The organism is Acetobacter sp. JWB (assembly GCF_003323795.1).
GTDB lineage: Bacteria > Pseudomonadota > Alphaproteobacteria > Acetobacterales > Acetobacteraceae > Acetobacter > Acetobacter oryzifermentans.
The window spans coordinates 302,485-321,099 of the sequence record NZ_CP030871.1; the positions used below are offsets into that span (position 1 = coordinate 302,485).

The following is an 18,615-nucleotide window of genomic DNA, read 5'->3' on the forward strand; positions in this document are numbered from 1 at the left end:
TTACTCGCCTATAGCTGCACCGCCGGGGTGGCGTCTGTCATACCCGCCAAAATAGGGCGGTGCTCCTGTGGTTTGGTCTGTTAAGCGCGGGCTACCGGCCAGAATACCCTCCGGTATGCCCCATGGTGCATGCGGGGCAAAATGATAGCCCTCATGCTCCAGCGTGCGTTCTACAGCCGAGGAGACTGCGCCGGATTCTATTTCCACCGCATCGGGCATCCACTGCTCGTGCAGGCGCGGCAGATCAATGGCCTGCTGGATATCTAAGCCATAATCCACAACGCCCAGAATAACAGACAGCACAATGGTAGGAATGCGAGAGCCACCGGGGCTGCCTATCACCATAATGGGTTTGCCATTGCGGGAGAGGATGGTGGGTGTCATGGAAGAAAGAGGCGTTTTGCCCGGAGCAATGGCATTGGCTGTGCTGCCGGGAATACCAAACATATTGGGCGCGCCGGGTTTGATGGAAAAATCATCCATCTCATCATTCATAAAGATGCCAGTGTTGCCACCAATCACTTTGGCCCCAAACCACCCGTTCAGTGTGTACGTGGTGGAAATGGCAAAACCATTTTTGTCCATGACAGAAAACTGAGTGGTTTCGGGTTTTTCGGCAGAGGCATCCCCGGCTTTCAAGGATGTAGAAGGCACTGCGTGGTCTGTGGGGATATGTGTCCGTATTTCGGCTGCGTAGGCTGGGTCTAGCAAATGTTGGCTGGGGTTGGGCACAAAAGCTGGGTCACCCAAGTCACGCCTGTCAGAATAAGCGTGGCGCATGGCTTCAATCTCGCGCTGTAAAGCGGGAGCGGTATGCAAACCAAGGGTTTGCATGTTGTAGCCACCCAGAATGTTCAGCATTTCACACAACGCAACGCCACCCGCGCTTGGGGGTGGTGCGGTTTCTACCTCCAACCCACGATAATGACACGTTAGCGGAGGGAGTTCGCGCGGTGCATAATGTGCAAAATCCGCAAGGGTGAGGATGCCACCGTTTTTGCGAGAAGCCTTTACAATGGCGTGGGCAATGGGGCCTTTGTAAAAAGCATCTGCACCGTGGCGGGCAATCTGCTCAAGCGAGTGGGCGAGGTCTTTTTGCACCAGCTTGTCTCCCACCTGTAGGGGAGAGCCATCTGGGCGCAGAAAAATGGCCCGTGCGTAGGGGTCTTTACGAAATGCCTCAGTAGAGGTGTTCAGAAGCGCTACGTCTCCGGCTTCCAGCACAAACCCTTCACGCGCAAGCCGAATAGCCGGGGCCAGCACGGCCTGACGTGGCAATTTGCCCCAGCGTTTATGCACTTCCTCCAGCCCCGCAACGGTGCCGGGAATGGCAACTGCTTTCCATCCTATTACGGATTGATCGGGCAGCACATTGCCATGCTCATCTAAAAACATAGTGGGGGTGGCGGCGGCAGGGGCTTTTTCCCGAAAATCCAGAAAAACGCTTTGCTGTTTGCCCGGTGCACGCAGCAGCATAAAGCCACCGCCCCCTAAATTGCCCGCGGCAGGGTAAACAACTGCCAGTGCATACCCCATAGCTACGGCGGCATCTGCGGCGTTGCCACCTTGGGCCAGAATGCGCGCGCCTGCTTCGGATGCAAGCCGTTGGGCAGAAACGGCCATGCCATGCGCCCCACGTGTAGGGGCTAAAGGTGGCAACTGGTCAGGCTGCGTTGTGCTGAATGCCAGCGGGTCTGGTGCAGATGCTACGGGTGCAGCAGCCCATAGTGGCTGTATGGTAGTCGCCCCCACTCCCATACAAAGCACTGCCATCGCCACCAAACGGGACGGAAGGGAAGAACGTTGTATGGGAGCAGGCATAGGGGCTTATCCTTTTACGGGGTAGGGCGGGCAGGTATAACCGGCAGGAGAAAGGGTGAAGATTTCATACCCTTTTTCGGTTACGGCCAGCATATGTTCAAACTGGGCAGAAAGGGAGCGGTCGCGCGTAACGGCTGTCCATCCATCTTCCAGAATTTTCACATCTGCTTTGCCAATATTCAGCATGGGTTCAATGGTAAACACCATGCCTGCCTTCAGCTTCATGCCCTCGCCGGGGCGGCCATAATGCAGGATGTTGGGCTCAGTATGAAAGGTCTGGCCAATGCCGTGGCCACAGAAGTCTTCCACAATGGAATAGCGGTGTTTTTCTGCATAGCTCTGGATGGCGTAGCCAATATCACCCAGCGTGGCGCCGGGGCGTACGGCTTCAATCCCGCGCATCATGCTTTCATAGGTTGCGGTAATCAGCTTAGCAGCTTTGATAGCAACCTTGCCCACCGTGTACATGCGGCTGCTATCGCCAAACCAGCCGTTCAGTTTTGGGGTGACATCAATGTTAACGATATCCCCTTCCTGCAGAACACGATCACCGGGAATGCCGTGGCACACAACATGGTTGACGGAAATGCAGCAGGCCTTGGGGTAACCACGATAATTCAGCGTGCCGGGTACGGCATCATGCGCCAGCGTGTATTCATGAATAATACGATCAAGTTCCCCAGTGGTAACGCCGGGTTTGACGTAAGGGGTAATCATATCCAGCGTAGAAGCTGCCAGACGGCCGGCAGCACGCAACATTTTAAAATCTTCTTCAGTATGCAGAATAATTCCGCCTCTGCCGGCCATAATCGCGCTCCCTAAATTTTGCAGGCGTTAAACGAGTCAGCCGCAAGATGGAGCCAGCAAGCAGCAAAGGCAACCCGCTTATGCTGCTGCGGATTGCCTAAGCAGAAAGAATCGGCAGAAAAAAACTTAGGTGTGGTTATGCGCTGTGCGGTGTTTGGCGGCACTTTTGGAAGATGTAGCCGTTGCAGGCCGCACCTTGGCGCCAATCAGCCGCACATGGTGGCCCCCAGAAACCGGCATGGCCAGCACGTGTCGGCCACGGCGTGTTGCAGGGGCTGAGGCCACTTCCACCACCCGGCGGTGGGCAGATGCTGCCATGATAAGGGCATGATGGTTGCGGGCTGTGCGTGTGCCAACCTGAGCGCGAGCTAGCATAAGAGGCCGTGCAACAGGGGCCACACCTTCTGCATCAAACCCACGGTCTAGCTGATTAGCCATAACTAATGAGCGTTGGGTATTGCTGGAAGCCCCCATCACCACGCCTACAAGCCGCACATTGTCGCGTATGGCGGAGGTCACTAGGTTGCGTCCGGCTTCCTGCGTGTAGCCGGTTTTCATGCCATCCGCCCCTGCATACACTTTCAGCATAGGGTTGTGGTTGGGAATGATCCGGCGGTGAAAGCTGAAATACGGCGTTGAAAAATAGTGATAATATTCCGGAAAATCAGCAATCAGGCGGCGGCCCAAGGTGGATAAATCACGCGCTGTTGTCATCTGGTCTGGATCAGGTAGGCCAGAGGCATTGCGGAAGGTGGTGTTGCTCATGCCCAAGTAATGGGCCTGCTGTGTCATCATAGCGGCAAACTGAGGTTCGCTACCGCCACCAATCAGCTCGCCCAATGCGCAGGCAGCATCGTTGGCAGATTTGGTAACAAGGGCCAGAATCGCCTGCTCAACAGTCAGATGGGAACCGGGAACCAATCCGAGTTTGGAAGGTTCCATAGTAGAAGCATGGATGGAAACGGGTACAGCTTGATCCAGTGAAATGGCACCAGCGCGCAGGGCGTTGAATGTCATGTACAGGGTCATCAGCTTTGTCAGGCTGGCTGGATAGCGGCGGAGATCCGGATCATCTTGCGAAAGAACAGCGCCAGTGCGGGCATCTACCACAATAGAGCTTAACTGCCCCGCATACTGTGCATGTGCTTTACCGTAAGTGGCTGTGGTGCCAACGGCCAACCCTGCCAGCAGGCCAACCCATTTACGTAAAGAGGATGTTTTTTTACGTTTCAGCTTGGGCAGCTTATTGTTTTCTGCCGTTGTTACGTACCGCATGACTGTCCTGTTTGCCACTGCCACCCCCACCTGCTTCCTGCAGGGTTACTATTCCGTCTGCCGCTTAAGATCGCAAGCCCACGTCTGCATAAATCTGGAAAAATCCGAATCAGGGTTTCAGTTTTAGCGGCGTGGTAGTGTGTATATTTTCGTGTGTTCTGCCTATGTGGCACAAATATGGCAGTACACAGGGCAGAGCCACGTTATAAAGGTATGGCGTGGTATGCCCTCTTCCATATGGGGTTGCCGTAACCAATATGGTGGAAGATACAGCCCCATGATTTTGTCTGACCTGCTGCCGGAGTTTGCCCATAATGGTTCTGCATCGCGATCCTGTTTTGCATACGGGTAATGGGCCTTTGCGCCGTGGCGGAAGCACGGATTCTTCGGATGATGGTGCCGATATTGGCGTGGTGGTGCGGGCTAAGCCCAAAACCCGCAAGCCTGCCATGTACAAAGTGCTGATGCTGAATGATGATTACACCCCAATGGAATTTGTGGTGTACGTGCTCGAACGTTTTTTTCAGAAGAATCGGGAAGAGGCCACAGACATCATGCTGAACGTGCATCGGCGTGGCGTTGGTGTGTGTGGTGTGTTCACTTATGAAGTAGCAGAAACCAAGGTGGCGCAAGTTATGGATCTGGCGCGGCAAAACCAGCACCCACTACAGTGCACGATCGAAAAAGACTGATCACTTCTGCAACGTTATTGCTAAAAAACGGCATGGTACGCGTTTTTTGCGCGGAATAAGACTCGCATTTCCTGAAGAAGCAGCCAAATATGATAACAAGGGCTGCGGGTATGGTGGGTAGCGTTGCTGCCGTGCCTGCAATGTCTGGGGAAAGGAGCGTCTCGTCATGTTGTCACGCAATCTCGAACAGACTCTACATCGGGCGCTCATTCTGGCCGGTGAACGGCATCATGAATACGCCACGCTTGAGCATCTGCTTCTTGCCCTGGTTGATGATGCGGACGCCGTTACGGTGTTCCGGGCGTGCGGGGTGGATCTGGATCGCCTGCGCACGGATCTGACAGGTTTTCTGGATAAGGATTTGGCTGGGCTGGCATCTGATCGGCCAACAGAACCAAAACCCACCGCCGCGTTCCAGCGCGTTATTCAGCGGGCTGCTATTCATGTGCAATCTACTGGGCGGGATGAGGTAACAGGTGCAAACGTGCTTGTGGCCCTGTTTGCAGAACGGGAAAGCCATGCGGTGTATTTCCTGCAATTGCAGGATATGACACGGCTGGATGCCGTTAACTTTCTGTCTCACGGTATTGCCAAAGCGCCGGATCGGTCTACGCGCCGCCCGGTAGCGGGTACGGAATCCAATGCAGAAAAGGGTGAAGAACCCGAACGGGCTGAAAGCAAAAGTCAGAAAGGCAATCAGGATGCGCTTTCTACTTATTGCGTCAATCTGAACGATAAGGCGATTGCCGGTAAGGTAGACCCGCTTATCGGGCGCGATACGGAAATTGAGCGCACCATCCAGATTTTGTGCCGCCGCACCAAGAACAACCCGCTTTATGTGGGGGACCCGGGTGTGGGTAAAACTGCCATTGCGGAAGGGCTTGCCCGCCGCATTGTGGAAGGTAACGTGCCGGAAGTGCTGCTGAAATCCACCATCTATTCGTTGGATATGGGCGCATTGCTGGCAGGCACACGTTACCGTGGTGATTTTGAAGAACGCCTGAAAGCTGTGGTGACAGAGCTGGATCAGGACCCGCACGCCATCTTGTTTATTGATGAAATCCACACCGTTATTGGTGCGGGTGCCACATCAGGCGGCGCGATGGATGCATCAAACCTGCTGAAACCAGCGTTGGCAGCGGGCACGCTGCGTTGCATCGGTTCTACAACTTACAAGGAATTCCGGCAGCACTTCGAAAAAGACCGTGCACTTGTGCGGCGCTTCCAGAAGATTGATGTGCCTGAACCCACCATTGATGATGCGGTGAAGATTCTGCGCGGCCTGAAAGGCAGCTACGAAAAACACCATAAAGTGCGTTACACGGAAGAAGCCATTCGCGCGGCAGTGGAACTGTCTGCCAAGTACATTCATGATCGCAAGTTGCCGGATAAGGCGATTGACGTGATTGATGAGGTAGGCGCTTCGCGCATGCTCCAGCCTGAAGGCCGCCGCCGCAAGACGGTGAACCTGAAGGATGTGGAAGATATTATCGCACGTATTGCCCGCATTCCGCCCAAAAGCATTTCTGCGGATGACAAGGAAGTGCTGCGCTCTTTGGAACGCGATCTGAAAGGAATGGTGTTTGGGCAGGATCAGGCTATTGATGCCCTGTCTGCCGCCATCAAGCTGGCACGTGCTGGCCTGCGTGATGCAGAAAAGCCAATTGGTAACTACCTGTTCTCTGGCCCCACTGGGGTTGGTAAAACAGAAGTGGCCCGCCAGTTGGCAACGGCGCTGGGGATTGAGCTGGTTCGCTTCGATATGTCCGAATACATGGAGCGGCATTCTATCTCTCGTCTGCTGGGTGCGCCTCCGGGGTATGTTGGTTTCGATCAGGGCGGTTTGCTGACGGATGCTATTGATCAGCATCCACATGCAGTGCTGCTTTTGGATGAAATCGAAAAAGCACATCCCGATCTGTACAACGTATTGTTGCAGGTTATGGATAACGGAAAGCTGACGGATCATAACGGCAAGACGGTGGATTTCCGCAACGTCATCCTGATTATGACCACCAATGCTGGTGCATCGGATATGAGCAAGGAGGCCGTGGGCTTTGGCCGCCAGGTGCGTGAAGGTGAGGATGAAGAGGCCATTAAACGCCTGTTCACACCAGAATTCCGCAACCGCTTGGATGCTATTATTCCGTTTGCACACCTTTCGCCTGAAATTGTGGGGCAGGTGGTTGAAAAATTTGTGCTTCAGTTGGAAGCACAGTTGGCAGACCGCAACGTAACCATCGAATTGTCTTCCGCTGCCAAGGAATGGCTGGCAGAGCGCGGGTATGACAGGTTGTATGGCGCACGGCCTTTGGGGCGCGTTATTCAGGAATCCATCAAGAAGCCGCTGGCCGAAGAACTGTTGTTCGGCAAGTTGGCAAAGGGTGGAGCTGTAAAAATTGGCCTGAAGAACGGTGAGTTGGCGTTTGATATTGTTGAAAGCAGCGGTGGCTCTTCCAGCAATGGGGAAGATACCCACGGCAGCGAACATGAGGAAGAAGCAACGGGCTAATTGAACTTAAGCCACGTGCGTAAATAACAACAGGGCCGCCAGAAAATATCTGGCGGCCCTGTTTGTATATACTGTGAGAGTTTGAAAAAAGATCAGTCGTATTTTGTACCGTTAACTGTAACGGAACCCGGAATTGGCCAAGATTTACCAGTGCCACGGTGTGTCCAGTCAATGCCCTGTTTACGGTAGGAATCGTAATAGTAACGGCCTACTACTTCCACTTGGTCTCCCTTATTGACCCACGGCCATGATGGCGTGTGCATTTCATCCAGATTGGTTACAATCCGGATAGAAATGTTGGGCGCGACTGTTACGTAAAAATATCCATGCCACCCACTGCGGGTGTGGCGCGCCTTGGGGCTTACAGCGCGTACGGTGCCGCAGATATGGACGGGCGTATCCCCTTTGGCGCCACCGTTTTCATAGTCCTGCTGTTTGCTCAGAAAATCCTGATTGTTGCAGGTTGCGGGCATAGAGGATGCAGCAGGAGCTTCCTGCTTCCATCCCCATCGCGCTTGCGCAGGAGAGGAAAGGAAAGAGGCTGCCAAACCCGTAAGGCCTGCCAGCATAAGAGCGGGAAAACGTGAAGATGTCATGAAAATTCAGTTCTGTGGTGTGGGGATCTGGCCTTTTTCAGCCAGAAGATGGGCGCGGTAATCATCCAAAAAGTGCTCAACCTCTGGCACGGGTTTGGGTGTAACCTGATGCAGATTTCTAAGGGCGCGAATAATGGTGCCAATAACTACAAGGCGCGCATACCATTTGTGGTTGGAAGGCACGATAATCCACGGTGCATAAGGGCGTGCTGTTTCAGCAATAGCATCCTGATAAGCTGTGGCATATTCTTTCCAAAACTCGCGCTCCCTTAAATCGGAAGGGGAGAATTTCCAGCGCTTTTCCGGAATATCCAGCCGGGCCAGCAGGCGTTTACGCTGCTCTTCGGGTGAGATGTTCAGGAAAAACTTAAGAACCACAGTGCCCTGTCGGCTCAGATAATGTTCCAGATGGCGGATATCGCTAAAGCGGCCCTGCCAGAACTCGGGGGTATTTACATCTCCAGTGAGATGGGCATTCTGGAGCAATTCCGGGTGCACGCGGGTTACCAGCACATCTTCGTACTGGCTGCGGTTGAAAATAACAATCCGCCCTGCCTGCGGTGCCGCAGCATGGATACGCCATAAAAAACCGTGCTGAAGCTCAGTAGGGCCGGGTTGTTTGAAGGATGTTACGGAAACCCCCTGAGGGTTCACGCCAGACATCACATGTTTGATAGTACCATCTTTGCCCGCGGCATCCATGCCTTGCAAAATAATCAGCAAGGAATGGGTCTGGTTGGCGTAAAGAAGTTCCTGCAATATTTGCAAAAGACTTTTGACTTTGCGTAGCAGAAGTTTTCCATCTGCTTTTGTCAGGCCCAGATTGCCATCATCGTTCGGATTGTGCGCGCTCAGCTTGAACTTGCTGCCGTCCGTAACATGATAGCTGTCTAGCGCATCCAGAAAGCGCGAAAGGGTATTCATGCTATAATTGCCTTACAAAATATTTGCCCTTCACGAATTGCGGTGGGGCATATGTCAGTCATAAAGGCAGGTTCAATCTTGTCAAAAAAAGAGGCGCTTCTCATATTCTTACTATGAAATCCGTAAATTCTTCTATTCCTGTGCAATCCGAGCCAGAAGAGGCGCAATCTCTTGCAGGTATGTTGCTGGTTGCTTCCCCCATGTTGGCGCAAACACCTTTTGCTCAGAGTGTGATTTATGTATGCGCACATGCGCCAGATACCGGTACCATGGGGCTTGTGGTGAACAAACGTTTGGCAGTGGCCAGCTTTGATGAGCTACTCACCCAGCTTGATATCCAGCCCATGCCTCCGGTTAGGCGAATTGGTTTGTGCGCAGGGGGGCCGGTAGATGCCGGACGTGGCCTTGTGTTGCATTCCGCTGAATGGGAAGGGGAGAATAGCCTGAGTGTCAGCCCAAATATTGCCCTGACAGGCAGCGTAGACGTTCTGAAGGAAATTGCCGCAGGCAAAGGCCCGCAAGAAGCCCTGTTGGCTATGGGCCATGCCAGTTGGACAGCCGGGCAGCTTGAAGAGGAAATTCTTCAGCAAGATGCGTGGCTGGTGGCACCCGCCACGCGGGATATTGTATTTGGAAGTGACCATGCAGCCAAGTGGCGGCGTGCCTTGGCTTCTATCAATATCGATCCATTGCGCTTGAGCGGGCAGGTGGGGCATGCCTGATGGCAGGCGCGACTGCTGCTTTAAGATCAAAGAGATCGTGATTGGTCAGACAAGGCAGGTTCCACAGGTTTTCTGGCCCAGCGCCAAGATGTAATACCTTGCCGGGCCAGTTCACGGTGCATGACCATAATGGGCCATTTACCCGCACCTTCATAGCTGCCCATTCCATCCGGGGCGGAAAGTCTTTTGGCCAAGGCTTCCACAAGGGTTACGGAGCGATGCCGCCCACCCGAACATCCAATAGCAATGGTGGCGTATTTCTTGCCTTCCTGCACAAAGCGCGGCAACACCAGTTGCAGCATGGCGTGAATTTGGTTCAGGAATGTCAGGTAATCGCGGTCTTCTGCCACATATTCCGCTACATCAGCATCCAGCCCGGTTTTGGGGGCCAGTTCGGGCACATAATGCGGGTTACGTAAAAAACGGGCATCAAACACAATATCGGCTTCCCGCGGCAGGCCTGCAGGATAAGCGAAGGACATTAAAGCTACGGTAAGGCCTTCCTGTGCGCCACCAGTCCAAGGGCTGAAGCGGCTTTCTACAAACTGGCGCAGCTCTGGCGGGGGCATATCTGTTGTATCAATCACCAGATCAGCCGCAGCCCGTAGGGGAGCGGTTAGGGCTATTTCTTCTTCAATGCCTTCTTTAATGCTGCCGTGCGGTGCCAGCGGATGGCGGCGGCGTGTTGCCGTATAGCGGCGTAACAGCACGCTTTCATCTGCTGTGGCATAAATCAGTTCAACACGCAGGTGCGGGTTCATGCGCAGGCGGGCCATGGCTTCCAACACGGTGGAAGCATCAAACCCACGGGTGCGAGAATCTACCCCAATGGCAACGGGGCGTTCTGCACGGGCTACAATATCATCCAACATTCCAAGTGGTGGATTGTCGATAACTTCGTGTTCCAGATCTTCCAGAATCCGCAGGATGGAGGATTTGCCCGCCCCAGATAGGCCGGACACCAGCAGAATGCGGCGTGGTGCAGGCGTATCATCTGCCGTAACCATGAACGGCTTTTCCTCTCCATCTTGAGGCTGGCAGGTGCTGGTTGATAATGCACAAAAATGCCAGAACCCGGAATCAGCCAGTAACCCTGTTAAGCGCTTTGCTGCGCCACTTTACTGCAGTTTGGCCCGTTGTGAGAAGGCATTATCCTCAAGGCAGGCATCACTTCGTAACACATCGTTGCGTTTTGTGACGTAAAACAAGGCGTTTGTTACGAAAGAGAAAATTGCGGTTCGCTCCTTCTTGCCCTACGTCCTGACATTATCATGACGCAAAAACAACAGGCAGATAGGGCTTTGGTGAAACAGCATATACCACATCTTAAACATATAACGGGTGGATTTGTTCTTTCAGGCATAACGGCTCCGCATATCAAGGGGCTGGATATGGCAGAGCAGTGCCGTGCGGCGCTGGAGCAGGGGGTAGAGCTTCTGGCCAAGCAGGGGCATGCCTTGCATGATGTCACCCATATTCTCTGCACAGTTGCTGATGCTGAAAACTTTCCTTCCTGTTTCCCTGTTTTTAGGCAGTTTTTTCCTTCCATTTCCCCCATCATGACACTGATGTGGCTGAAGGATGCACCATCTTCCCAACCCAAAATTATTTTTGAACTGGTTGTGCAGGAAGAAGTGGCAGAGGTGCAGGAAGAAGATTACGCCTTCTGAATGCACCCAGTTTTGCCAAGCTAACGGGTTACAATAACCCGTGGAAGCTGAATGGTAAAACAGGCCCCAATAACCTGCCCACTCTGGTTGTGCAGATTATCAACAGAAATCGTGCCATGCAGGGCTTCTATAATCTGCCGACTGATAGAAAGCCCCAGACCTGAGTGTTGGCCAAAATTTTCATTCTTTGGGCGCTCGGAATAAAAGCGGTCAAAAATCGAATCCAGTTTGGCTTGCGGAATACCCGGGCCTTCATCCGCCACAGAAATGGTGACCATCTTGCCCGTTGGCAGAGCCGAAAGGGTAATGTGGCCATTGGGCGGAGAAAAGGAAATGGCATTGCCGATCAGGTTGCGCAAAACCTGCACAAGCCGGTCTTCCACAGCCAGAACTTCCAAGGGGCTTTCTGGGCTATCACCTTGTACATTGGTGTGCACAATGGGTTGTCCCTCCTGCCGGGTGGCCTGCTGAATTTCCGCCAGAACAGAAAGCAGCGGCGCAATGGCAACAGGTTCAGCCTTTGCGCGAGACATTTCTGCATCCAGACGGCTGGCGTCTGAAATATCGGTAATCAGCCGATCCAGCCTGCGCACATCATCATTGATAATGGTGAGTAGGCGGCGTTGCTGGTTCAGGTCTTCAATACGCAGTAGTGTTTCAATAGCCGAGCGGATGGAGGACAGCGGATTTTTGATCTCGTGGCTAACATCGGCGGCAAAGCGCTCAATGGCGTCCATCCGCTTCCACAACGCTTGCGCACTGGCTTGCAGGGCACGTGCCACATCGCCAATTTCATCACGCCGGGCCAGCAGTCGTGCGGGCACGGTGCCAGTGCGGCCTGTTGCATCACGCATAACTTGTGCTGATGCGGCCAGCCGCAACAATGGTCGCGCAATGGTGAGAGAGAGGTACCACGAGAGCAGTACCGTCAGCACAAGCGCCATGAGAAAAACGGATAGAATGGAAGACCGAATGGCAAACAGGGAACGATCAACTTGTGAGGCCACGCGGGTAAGCTGAATAATGCCAATGGTGCTGCCATCGTGCATGACGGGCTCAGCCACCGTAATAATCAGGCGCCCGCGTGCGGTGCGCCGGATATAAGGCGGTGCTTCCAATGGAGGAGGAGGCGGAGCGCCTTTTGTTCCGATGGTCGTGCCAGAGGGCCGGGCGGGAATATCTTCCTCATCCGTATTCAGCGTGACAATGCCCGAATTATGGTTTCCCCATAACCACGTGAGGAACCGTTCATAAATGCCGGGCTGCGTGGCCGGAGGAAAAGGAATGGTTTTGACATGCTGCTCATTGCGCGGTGTGGCTGGGGCGGGTTCTGCCGTTTCGGGCCAGTCTGCCAGATTGTCAGCCACAAGGCGGCCATCCGGGCCAAACAGGCGGGCATGGGCGTTGGGGCTTGGTTCTGTAAGCCGCAGCAGCAGCGGGCGGGCCAGAGATTCTTCCAGCACATAGCCACGGTCCTGCGGGTTGGCCGCGTGGGGGTGCGTGGTGCGTACGGCACTTTGCCCTAGTGCACCCGCATAAATTCGGGCCTGTTCACGCAGGGCCGTTACTTCTGTTGCCAGAAGGCCGTTCCGAAACTGGTTAAGAAACAGAATGGTAACGCCCAACAGGGCAATAGGCAGAATGTTAACCAGCAAGACCCGCCGCATCAGCGGAGAAACCAGCCGTGTGCGGGAGGCCTGATAAGCCGCTGTGGCTTCTATGCTGCCTTTGCGGGGTTTGTTACCCGGCATGGACAGATAATGCAGGCCACCAATGCGGCCTGCCAGCGCCTTGAAAAAAGAAGGGGCGGGCTGGCTGGTCATGAACCGTGATCAGTCTTCCCGATATCGGTAACCGATACCGTACAGAGTTTCGATCTGGTTGAACTCGTCATCCACCTGGCGGAATTTTTTACGCACACGCTTGATATGGCTGTCTATGGTGCGGTCATCCACATACACGGTGTCACCATATGCGGCATCAATTAGCTGATCGCGGGATTTTACCAGCCCCGGCCGTTGGGCCAGTGTTTTTACCAGCAGAAATTCCGTTACGGTTAGGGGAACATCTTCCCCTTTCCATGTGCATTTGTGGCGCAGTTCATCCAAGGAGAGGTTGCCACGCACCAGCGCGCCACCTGTTGGCTCACCATTGGCTTCTGCACGGCTCACTTCATTCCGGCGCAACAGAGCGCGAATGCGCTCTAGCAGCAAACGTTGGGAGAACGGCTTGGTGATGTAATCATCCGCCCCAAGGCGCAGGCCCATAAGCTGGTCAACTTCCTCGTTTTTAGAGGACAGGAAAATGACAGGCAGGTTGGAGCGGGTGCGCAAGCGTTGCAGAAGTTCCATGCCATCCATGCGGGGCATTTTGATATCCAGCACAGCCAGATCAACCGGGTAGGCCGTTAAACCCTGCAGCGCCGATTCGCCATCTGTATATGTGCGAACATTGAAGCCTTCTGCCTCCAGTGTCATCTGCACCGATGTCAGGATATTGCGGTCATCATCCACCAGCGCAATTGTCTGCTTGGTGCGCTCTGTCATTGTCTGCGTTGTCCTTCCCTGCTGCCATGCGAGCAAGCCCTATAGACTAGGCCCTGCCATCCTATCCTGCCAAGGGCCCCTGTCCAGAATCGGCCAGCTTTTTTCAGCATTGTGTTGTTAGGGCATAAAATCATGCGCATGGCAGGGGTGGCGGGTCTTGTCGGCAGCGTTTGTGTTGCTTACTTCAAAAGGCATGACCCACGATACAGATCCCACACAGGTCGAAACGCCGGCAGCACAGCCGGCCCCGGCCGAGCAGACGGCTCCGGAACACGAAGCTGCTGCTGAAGCTGCGCAGAACGGTCAGGCAGAAGGCCCGGAAGCGCGTATTCACGAACTTGAGCAAAGCGTTGCCGAATTTAAGGAAAAGTGGCTGCGTTCAGAGGCTGAAAACCAGAACCTGCGCGCCCGTGCCAAGCGTGATCTGGATGATGCCCGCCAGTACGCCGTGCAAAAATTTGCGCGTGACGTTGTGGAAGCCGCAGAAAACCTGCGTCGTGCGCTGGCCAGCCTGCCGCCTGCGCAGGAAGGCGAAGATTCTGTGCTGACCAAAATGCGTGAAGGCATTGAAAGCACAGAACGCTCCTTCATTTCTATTCTGGAGCGCCACGGCATCAAGTGTGATGATCCGGCGGGTAAGCCGTTTGATGCCAACCTGCATCAGGCGATGGCAGAACAGCCGAGTGCTGAGCACGAACCCGGCACGGTCATGCAGGCTTGGACGCCAACATGGACGCTGCACGGGCGTTTGCTTAAGCCAGCTATGGTGGTGGTTGCCAAAGCTTCCTGATCCGGAGGTTACGGCATGGCGGCAGGTAAAAAATCCTGCCCGCCAAGGTGTTTTCCCTTCTTGAAAAAGAGAAAACGCCACCATACATCAGGTTTATCATTCAGGCCTGCTTCCATACCTTAATTAAGGGAGAGCAGGCGGGTAAATGAAAGCAAGGGCCTTTTCTGGTGCTTCGGGCCAGATGGGGTCGCTGAAAGGGAATATATAATGAGTAAAGTTATTGGTATCGACCTTGGTACGACCAACTCCTGCGTTGCAGTGCGTGAAGGTAACGAAACAAAGGTTATCGAAAACAGCGAAGGCGCCCGTACCACCCCGTCTATGGTGGCTTTTACCGAAGGTGGTGAAATGCTGGTGGGGCAGGCTGCAAAACGTCAGGCAGTTACCAACCCGTCTAACACTTTCTACGCTGTGAAGCGTCTGATCGGGCGTCGTTTTGATGATCCGACAGTCCAGAAAGACAAGGAAATGGTGCCCTACGCCATCGTTCAGGGCGATAATGGCGATGCATGGGTTGAGGCGCGCGGCAAAAAATATGCCCCCTCACAGATTTCCGCCTTCGTTCTGGGCAAGATGAAGGAAACGGCTGAATCCTATCTGGGTGAAAAAGTTTCTCAGGCTGTTATCACGGTTCCGGCTTACTTTAACGATGCCCAGCGTCAGGCCACCAAGGATGCAGGTAAGATTGCTGGCCTTGAAGTGCTGCGTATCATCAACGAACCCACAGCGGCTGCTCTGGCTTACGGGCTGGAAAAGAAAAGCGGTGGCACCGTGGCTGTGTATGACCTTGGTGGTGGCACGTTTGACGTTTCCGTTCTGGAAATTTCTGATGGCGTGATCGAAGTGAAGTCCACCAACGGTGATACGTTCCTAGGTGGTGAAGACTTTGATAACCGCATCATCGGCTATCTGGCAGACGAGTTCAAACGCGAACAGGGTATTGATCTGCGGTCTGACAAGCTGGCTCTGCAGCGTCTGAAAGAAGCAGCAGAAAAAGCCAAGATCGAGCTGTCTTCCTCCAAGGAAACAGAAATCAACCTGCCGTTCATCACGGCTGATGCATCTGGCCCGAAACACCTTGTTCTGAAGCTGACCCGCGCCAAGCTGGAAAGCCTTGTGGACGATCTGGTGCAGCGTACGCTGGAACCCTGTAAGGCAGCGCTGAAGGATGCTGGCCTGTCTGCTTCTCAGATTGACGAAGTCATTCTGGTTGGTGGTATGACCCGTATGCCTAAGGTTATCGAAACGGTTAAAGGCTTCTTTGGTAAGGACCCTGCCCGTAACGTGAACCCCGATGAAGTTGTGGCCATTGGTGCTGCTATTCAGGGTGCCGTTCTGAAGGGTGATGTTAAAGACGTTCTTCTGCTGGACGTAACCCCGCTTTCTCTGGGTATTGAAACGCTGGGTGGTGTGTTCACCCGTCTGATCGACCGCAACACAACCATCCCGACCAAGAAGAGCCAGGTGTTCTCCACGGCGGAAGATAACCAGAACGCCGTGACCATTAAGGTCTATCAGGGCGAACGCGAAATGGCAGCCGACAACAAGCTGCTGGGGAACTTCGATCTTACGGGTATTCCCGCAGCACCGCGTGGCGTGCCGCAGATTGAAGTGACCTTCGATATCGATGCCAACGGCATTGTGTCTGTGTCTGCTAAGGACAAGGCAACCGGTAAGGAACAGCAGATCAAAATCCAGGCTTCTGGTGGTCTGTCCGATACCGATATCGACAAGATGGTGAAAGACGCTGAAGCGAATGCTGAAGCCGATAAAGCCAAGCGTGAGCAGGTAGAACTGCGTAACAATGCCGAAGCTCTGGTGCATCAGACTGAAAAGTCTCTGACCGAAGCTGGTGACAAGGTTCCGGCTGCTGAAAAGAGCGAAGCAGAAAGCGCCATTGCTGCCGTTAAGGCCGCTATGGAAGGCACAGATGCAGAAGCTCTGAAAAGCGCAACCGAACGCCTGACACAGGCAGCCATGAAAGTGGGTGAAGCCGCTTATAAGGCTGGTCAGGCTGGTGAAGCAGCTCCGGAAGCAGAAGCTGCAAAGCCGGACGAAAAAGAGATCGTTGACGCTGACTTTGAAGACGTGAACGACAGCAAGAAGTCCTGATCGGACGCTATGCACAAGGGTGACTATGTGACAAACATAGTCACCCTTTACTTTATTTCTGGCGTCCGCGCTTCATTGTAAGGCGGGCGCTTTTTGTTGTTTCGGACCAATGCTGTGCTCATGCTTTAGAGGCAGCCCCCGATAAGAGGACTTCCATGGCCACTCAGCTCGATTACTACGCAATTCTTGAAGTTTCCCGAACCGCCACGGCTGATGAACTCAAGAAATCCTATCGCAAGCTGGCCATGAAGTATCATCCCGATCGGAACCCGGGGGATGATGCGGCAGAAGCCAAGTTCAAAGAAATCAACCAAGCTTACGATATTCTGAAGGACGAACAAAAACGCGCTGCGTATGACCAGTACGGCCATGCCGCGTTTGAAGGCGGTGGCCCTGGCCCCGGCGGGTTTGACTTTAGCGGTGGTTTTGGTGCCGGTGGTCTGGGCGATATTTTCGAACAGATGTTTGGTGACGTGATGGGCGGCCGCCGTGGTGGCCGTGCCCGCACCGGCAACGATATCCAGACCCATGTTGAAATCACGCTGGAAGAAGCTTTTGCTGGCGTAAAGAAAGATGTGCGGGTGATTACCCGCGTGGCGTGCGAATCCTGCCATGGCACGGGCTCTAACGATGGTGCATCGGGCGTTGAAGTTTGCCCAAGCTGCCACGGTGCAGGCAAGGTGCGGGCGCAGCAGGGCTTTTTTGTTGTGGAACGCCCATGCCCAACCTGTCATGGCGCAGGCAAAGTGGTGAAAAACCCCTGTAAGGTTTGCCACGGTGAAGGCACCATAGAAAAAGAACGCACGGTTGAAGTGCAGATTCCTGCCGGTGTGGAAGATGGCACCCGCATTCGCCTTTCTGGCGAAGGGGAAGCTGGGGGCAATGGTGTGCCGCCGGGTGATCTCTATATCCATATTTCCATAGACGAACACAGTATCTTCCAGCGCGATGGCGCCAATATCTATTGCCGCGTGCCGTTGCGCATGGCGCAGGCTGCTTTGGGCACAGAAATTGAAGTGCCCGTTATTGATGGTTCTCGTACCAAGGTAAAAGTTCCGGCTGGCACGCAAACTGGCGCGCATTTCCGCCTGCGGGGCAAAGGGTTCTCTGTTCTGCGTTCCACAGCCCGTGGCGATATGTACATTCAGGTAACGGTGGAAACACCGCAGAACCTCAGCAAGCGCCAGCGTGAACTGTTGGAAGAATTTGAAAAAGAAGCCGGTGAGGATGTGAAGCAAAGCCCAGAACATACGGGCTTCTTCCGCCGCGTGCGGGACTTTTTTGAAGGGAAGGAATAAGCGCTCATGCGTATCGGTATTGCAGGCATAACGGGGCGCGTGGGCCGTCTTTTGGTAGAAGAAGTGCAGGCCGCAGGGGCAACCCTTTCTGGTGGCACAACACGCAAGCCGGAAGCAGCAAGCGGTTTGCCGCAAGGCGTGGCGCTGTTTAAGGATATGGCGGAGCTTGCAGCCAACAGCGATGTGGTGATTGATTTCACCCATGCGGATACGGTTATCCCTAACGCGCAGGCGCTGGCCGCAGCAGGCACGGCATGGGTGTTGGGCACAACTGGCCTTTCAGCAGAGCAACAGACCGCCGTGAACAAAGCTGCGGAAAAAATTGCTGTGGTGCATGCCGCCAATTATTCTCCCGGTGTTACATTAGTGCAGCGTTTGGCGCAGATGATGGCACGTGCCCTGCCAGCAGACTCCTACGATGCTGAAATTGTGGAAATGCATCATCGGCAAAAGGTGGATGCCCCCTCTGGCACAGCCTTGGCTATTGGTGAGGCCGTAGCGCAGGGCCGCGGTGTTAATCTGGCGGATGTGCGCGAAAGTGGGCGTGATGGCCATACCGGCCCCCGCAAGGAAGGAGCCATTGGCTTTGCGGCCCTGCGTGGCGGGCAAATTGTGGGCGAACATGAAGTATTGTTCACATCCGCAGATGAACAGATCGTTTTGGGGCATCGCGCCTTTGACCGGCGCATTTTTGCCACGGGTGCCGTGCGTGCCGCCAAGTGGGTAAAAGGGCACAAACCCGGCCTTTACAGCATGGAAGATGTGCTGGGGCTGCCTCCGCTCTAATGCCAGCCTAAAGGGGCGGGCAGTGTCCGCCCCGCGTTGGGCGCAAGGCTGAAAACGGCGTTTC

The 18,615-nt window shown here is 54.2% G+C and carries 16 protein-coding genes; 8 read left to right on the forward strand and 8 right to left on the reverse strand.

The window, feature by feature from the left end:
- From ggt to DS739_RS01490, 3 genes are all read right to left on the reverse strand, one after another.
- Window positions 1–1,821 (reverse strand): gamma-glutamyltransferase, encoded by a 1,821-nt coding sequence (ggt, locus tag DS739_RS01480; RefSeq protein WP_006116830.1) that lies wholly within the window; start codon window positions 1,819–1,821, stop codon window positions 1–3.
- Between the two features lie 6 nt (window positions 1,822–1,827).
- Window positions 1,828–2,628 carry a type I methionyl aminopeptidase gene (map, locus tag DS739_RS01485; RefSeq protein ID WP_006116831.1) on the reverse strand — a complete coding sequence of 267 codons (801 nt, stop codon included), beginning with the start codon at window positions 2,626–2,628 and terminating at the stop codon, window positions 1,828–1,830.
- Between the two features lie 126 nt (window positions 2,629–2,754).
- Window positions 2,755–3,903: a D-alanyl-D-alanine carboxypeptidase family protein gene (locus tag DS739_RS01490; RefSeq protein ID WP_006116832.1), complete on the reverse strand. Its 1,149-nt coding sequence runs from the start codon at window positions 3,901–3,903 to the stop codon at window positions 2,755–2,757.
- A 314-nt stretch (window positions 3,904–4,217) separates the two neighbouring features.
- Between DS739_RS01490 and clpS the strand changes: the two genes are divergently transcribed.
- Complete coding sequence (gene clpS, locus DS739_RS01495; RefSeq protein ID WP_081461458.1) at window positions 4,218–4,595, forward strand: ATP-dependent Clp protease adapter ClpS; 378 nt, start codon at window positions 4,218–4,220, stop codon at window positions 4,593–4,595.
- A 166-nt stretch (window positions 4,596–4,761) separates the two neighbouring features.
- Window positions 4,762–7,107 (forward strand): ATP-dependent Clp protease ATP-binding subunit ClpA, encoded by a 2,346-nt coding sequence (gene clpA, locus DS739_RS01500; protein WP_006116834.1) that lies wholly within the window; start codon window positions 4,762–4,764, stop codon window positions 7,105–7,107.
- Between the two features lie 92 nt (window positions 7,108–7,199).
- Here the strand turns inward: clpA and DS739_RS01505 are convergent, their stop codons facing one another.
- Window positions 7,200–7,703, reverse strand: coding sequence for a DUF3465 domain-containing protein (locus DS739_RS01505; protein WP_006116835.1), 504 nt, complete (start codon window positions 7,701–7,703; stop codon window positions 7,200–7,202).
- Between the two features lie 6 nt (window positions 7,704–7,709).
- Window positions 7,710–8,627, reverse strand: coding sequence for a polyphosphate kinase 2 family protein (locus DS739_RS01510; RefSeq protein ID WP_006116836.1), 918 nt, complete (start codon window positions 8,625–8,627; stop codon window positions 7,710–7,712).
- Window positions 8,628–8,740: 113 nt separating this feature from the next.
- Between DS739_RS01510 and DS739_RS01515 the strand changes: the two genes are divergently transcribed.
- Complete coding sequence (locus DS739_RS01515; RefSeq protein WP_035351181.1) at window positions 8,741–9,349, forward strand: YqgE/AlgH family protein; 609 nt, start codon at window positions 8,741–8,743, stop codon at window positions 9,347–9,349.
- Window positions 9,350–9,375: 26 nt separating this feature from the next.
- Here DS739_RS01515 and rapZ read toward each other — a convergent pair whose 3' ends face one another.
- Window positions 9,376–10,356 carry an RNase adapter RapZ gene (gene rapZ / locus DS739_RS01520; RefSeq protein ID WP_006116838.1) on the reverse strand — a complete coding sequence of 327 codons (981 nt, stop codon included), beginning with the start codon at window positions 10,354–10,356 and terminating at the stop codon, window positions 9,376–9,378.
- Between the two features lie 264 nt (window positions 10,357–10,620).
- Between rapZ and DS739_RS01525 the strand changes: the two genes are divergently transcribed.
- Window positions 10,621–11,019, forward strand: a complete 399-nt coding sequence (locus DS739_RS01525) for a RidA family protein (protein WP_006116839.1) — start codon at window positions 10,621–10,623, stop codon at window positions 11,017–11,019.
- Window positions 11,020–11,039: 20 nt separating this feature from the next.
- On the opposite strand, the gene DS739_RS01530 is transcribed toward DS739_RS01525, so the two are convergent.
- A complete protein-coding gene (locus DS739_RS01530) occupies window positions 11,040–12,842 on the reverse strand; it encodes an ATP-binding protein (protein ID WP_006116840.1) in 1,803 nt (600 codons plus the stop codon).
- A gap of 9 nt (window positions 12,843–12,851) precedes the next feature.
- Window positions 12,852–13,565, reverse strand: coding sequence for a response regulator transcription factor (locus tag DS739_RS01535; RefSeq protein WP_003623821.1), 714 nt, complete (start codon window positions 13,563–13,565; stop codon window positions 12,852–12,854).
- A 193-nt stretch (window positions 13,566–13,758) separates the two neighbouring features.
- On the opposite strand from DS739_RS01535, the gene DS739_RS01540 reads away from it, so the two are divergent.
- From DS739_RS01540 to dapB, 4 genes are all read left to right on the forward strand, one after another.
- Entirely contained in the window at window positions 13,759–14,355 is a 597-nt protein-coding gene (locus DS739_RS01540) for a nucleotide exchange factor GrpE (protein ID WP_035351211.1), read from the forward strand.
- A gap of 207 nt (window positions 14,356–14,562) precedes the next feature.
- Window positions 14,563–16,467, forward strand: coding sequence for a molecular chaperone DnaK (dnaK, locus tag DS739_RS01545; protein WP_006116843.1), 1,905 nt, complete (start codon window positions 14,563–14,565; stop codon window positions 16,465–16,467).
- Between the two features lie 155 nt (window positions 16,468–16,622).
- Window positions 16,623–17,765, forward strand: coding sequence for a molecular chaperone DnaJ (dnaJ, locus tag DS739_RS01550; protein WP_006116844.1), 1,143 nt, complete (start codon window positions 16,623–16,625; stop codon window positions 17,763–17,765).
- 6 nt (window positions 17,766–17,771) lie between these two features.
- On the forward strand, window positions 17,772–18,551 hold the full coding sequence (dapB, locus tag DS739_RS01555; RefSeq protein ID WP_006116845.1) for a 4-hydroxy-tetrahydrodipicolinate reductase: 780 nt from the start codon (window positions 17,772–17,774) through the stop codon (window positions 18,549–18,551).
- Window positions 18,552–18,615 lie beyond the last annotated feature (64 nt).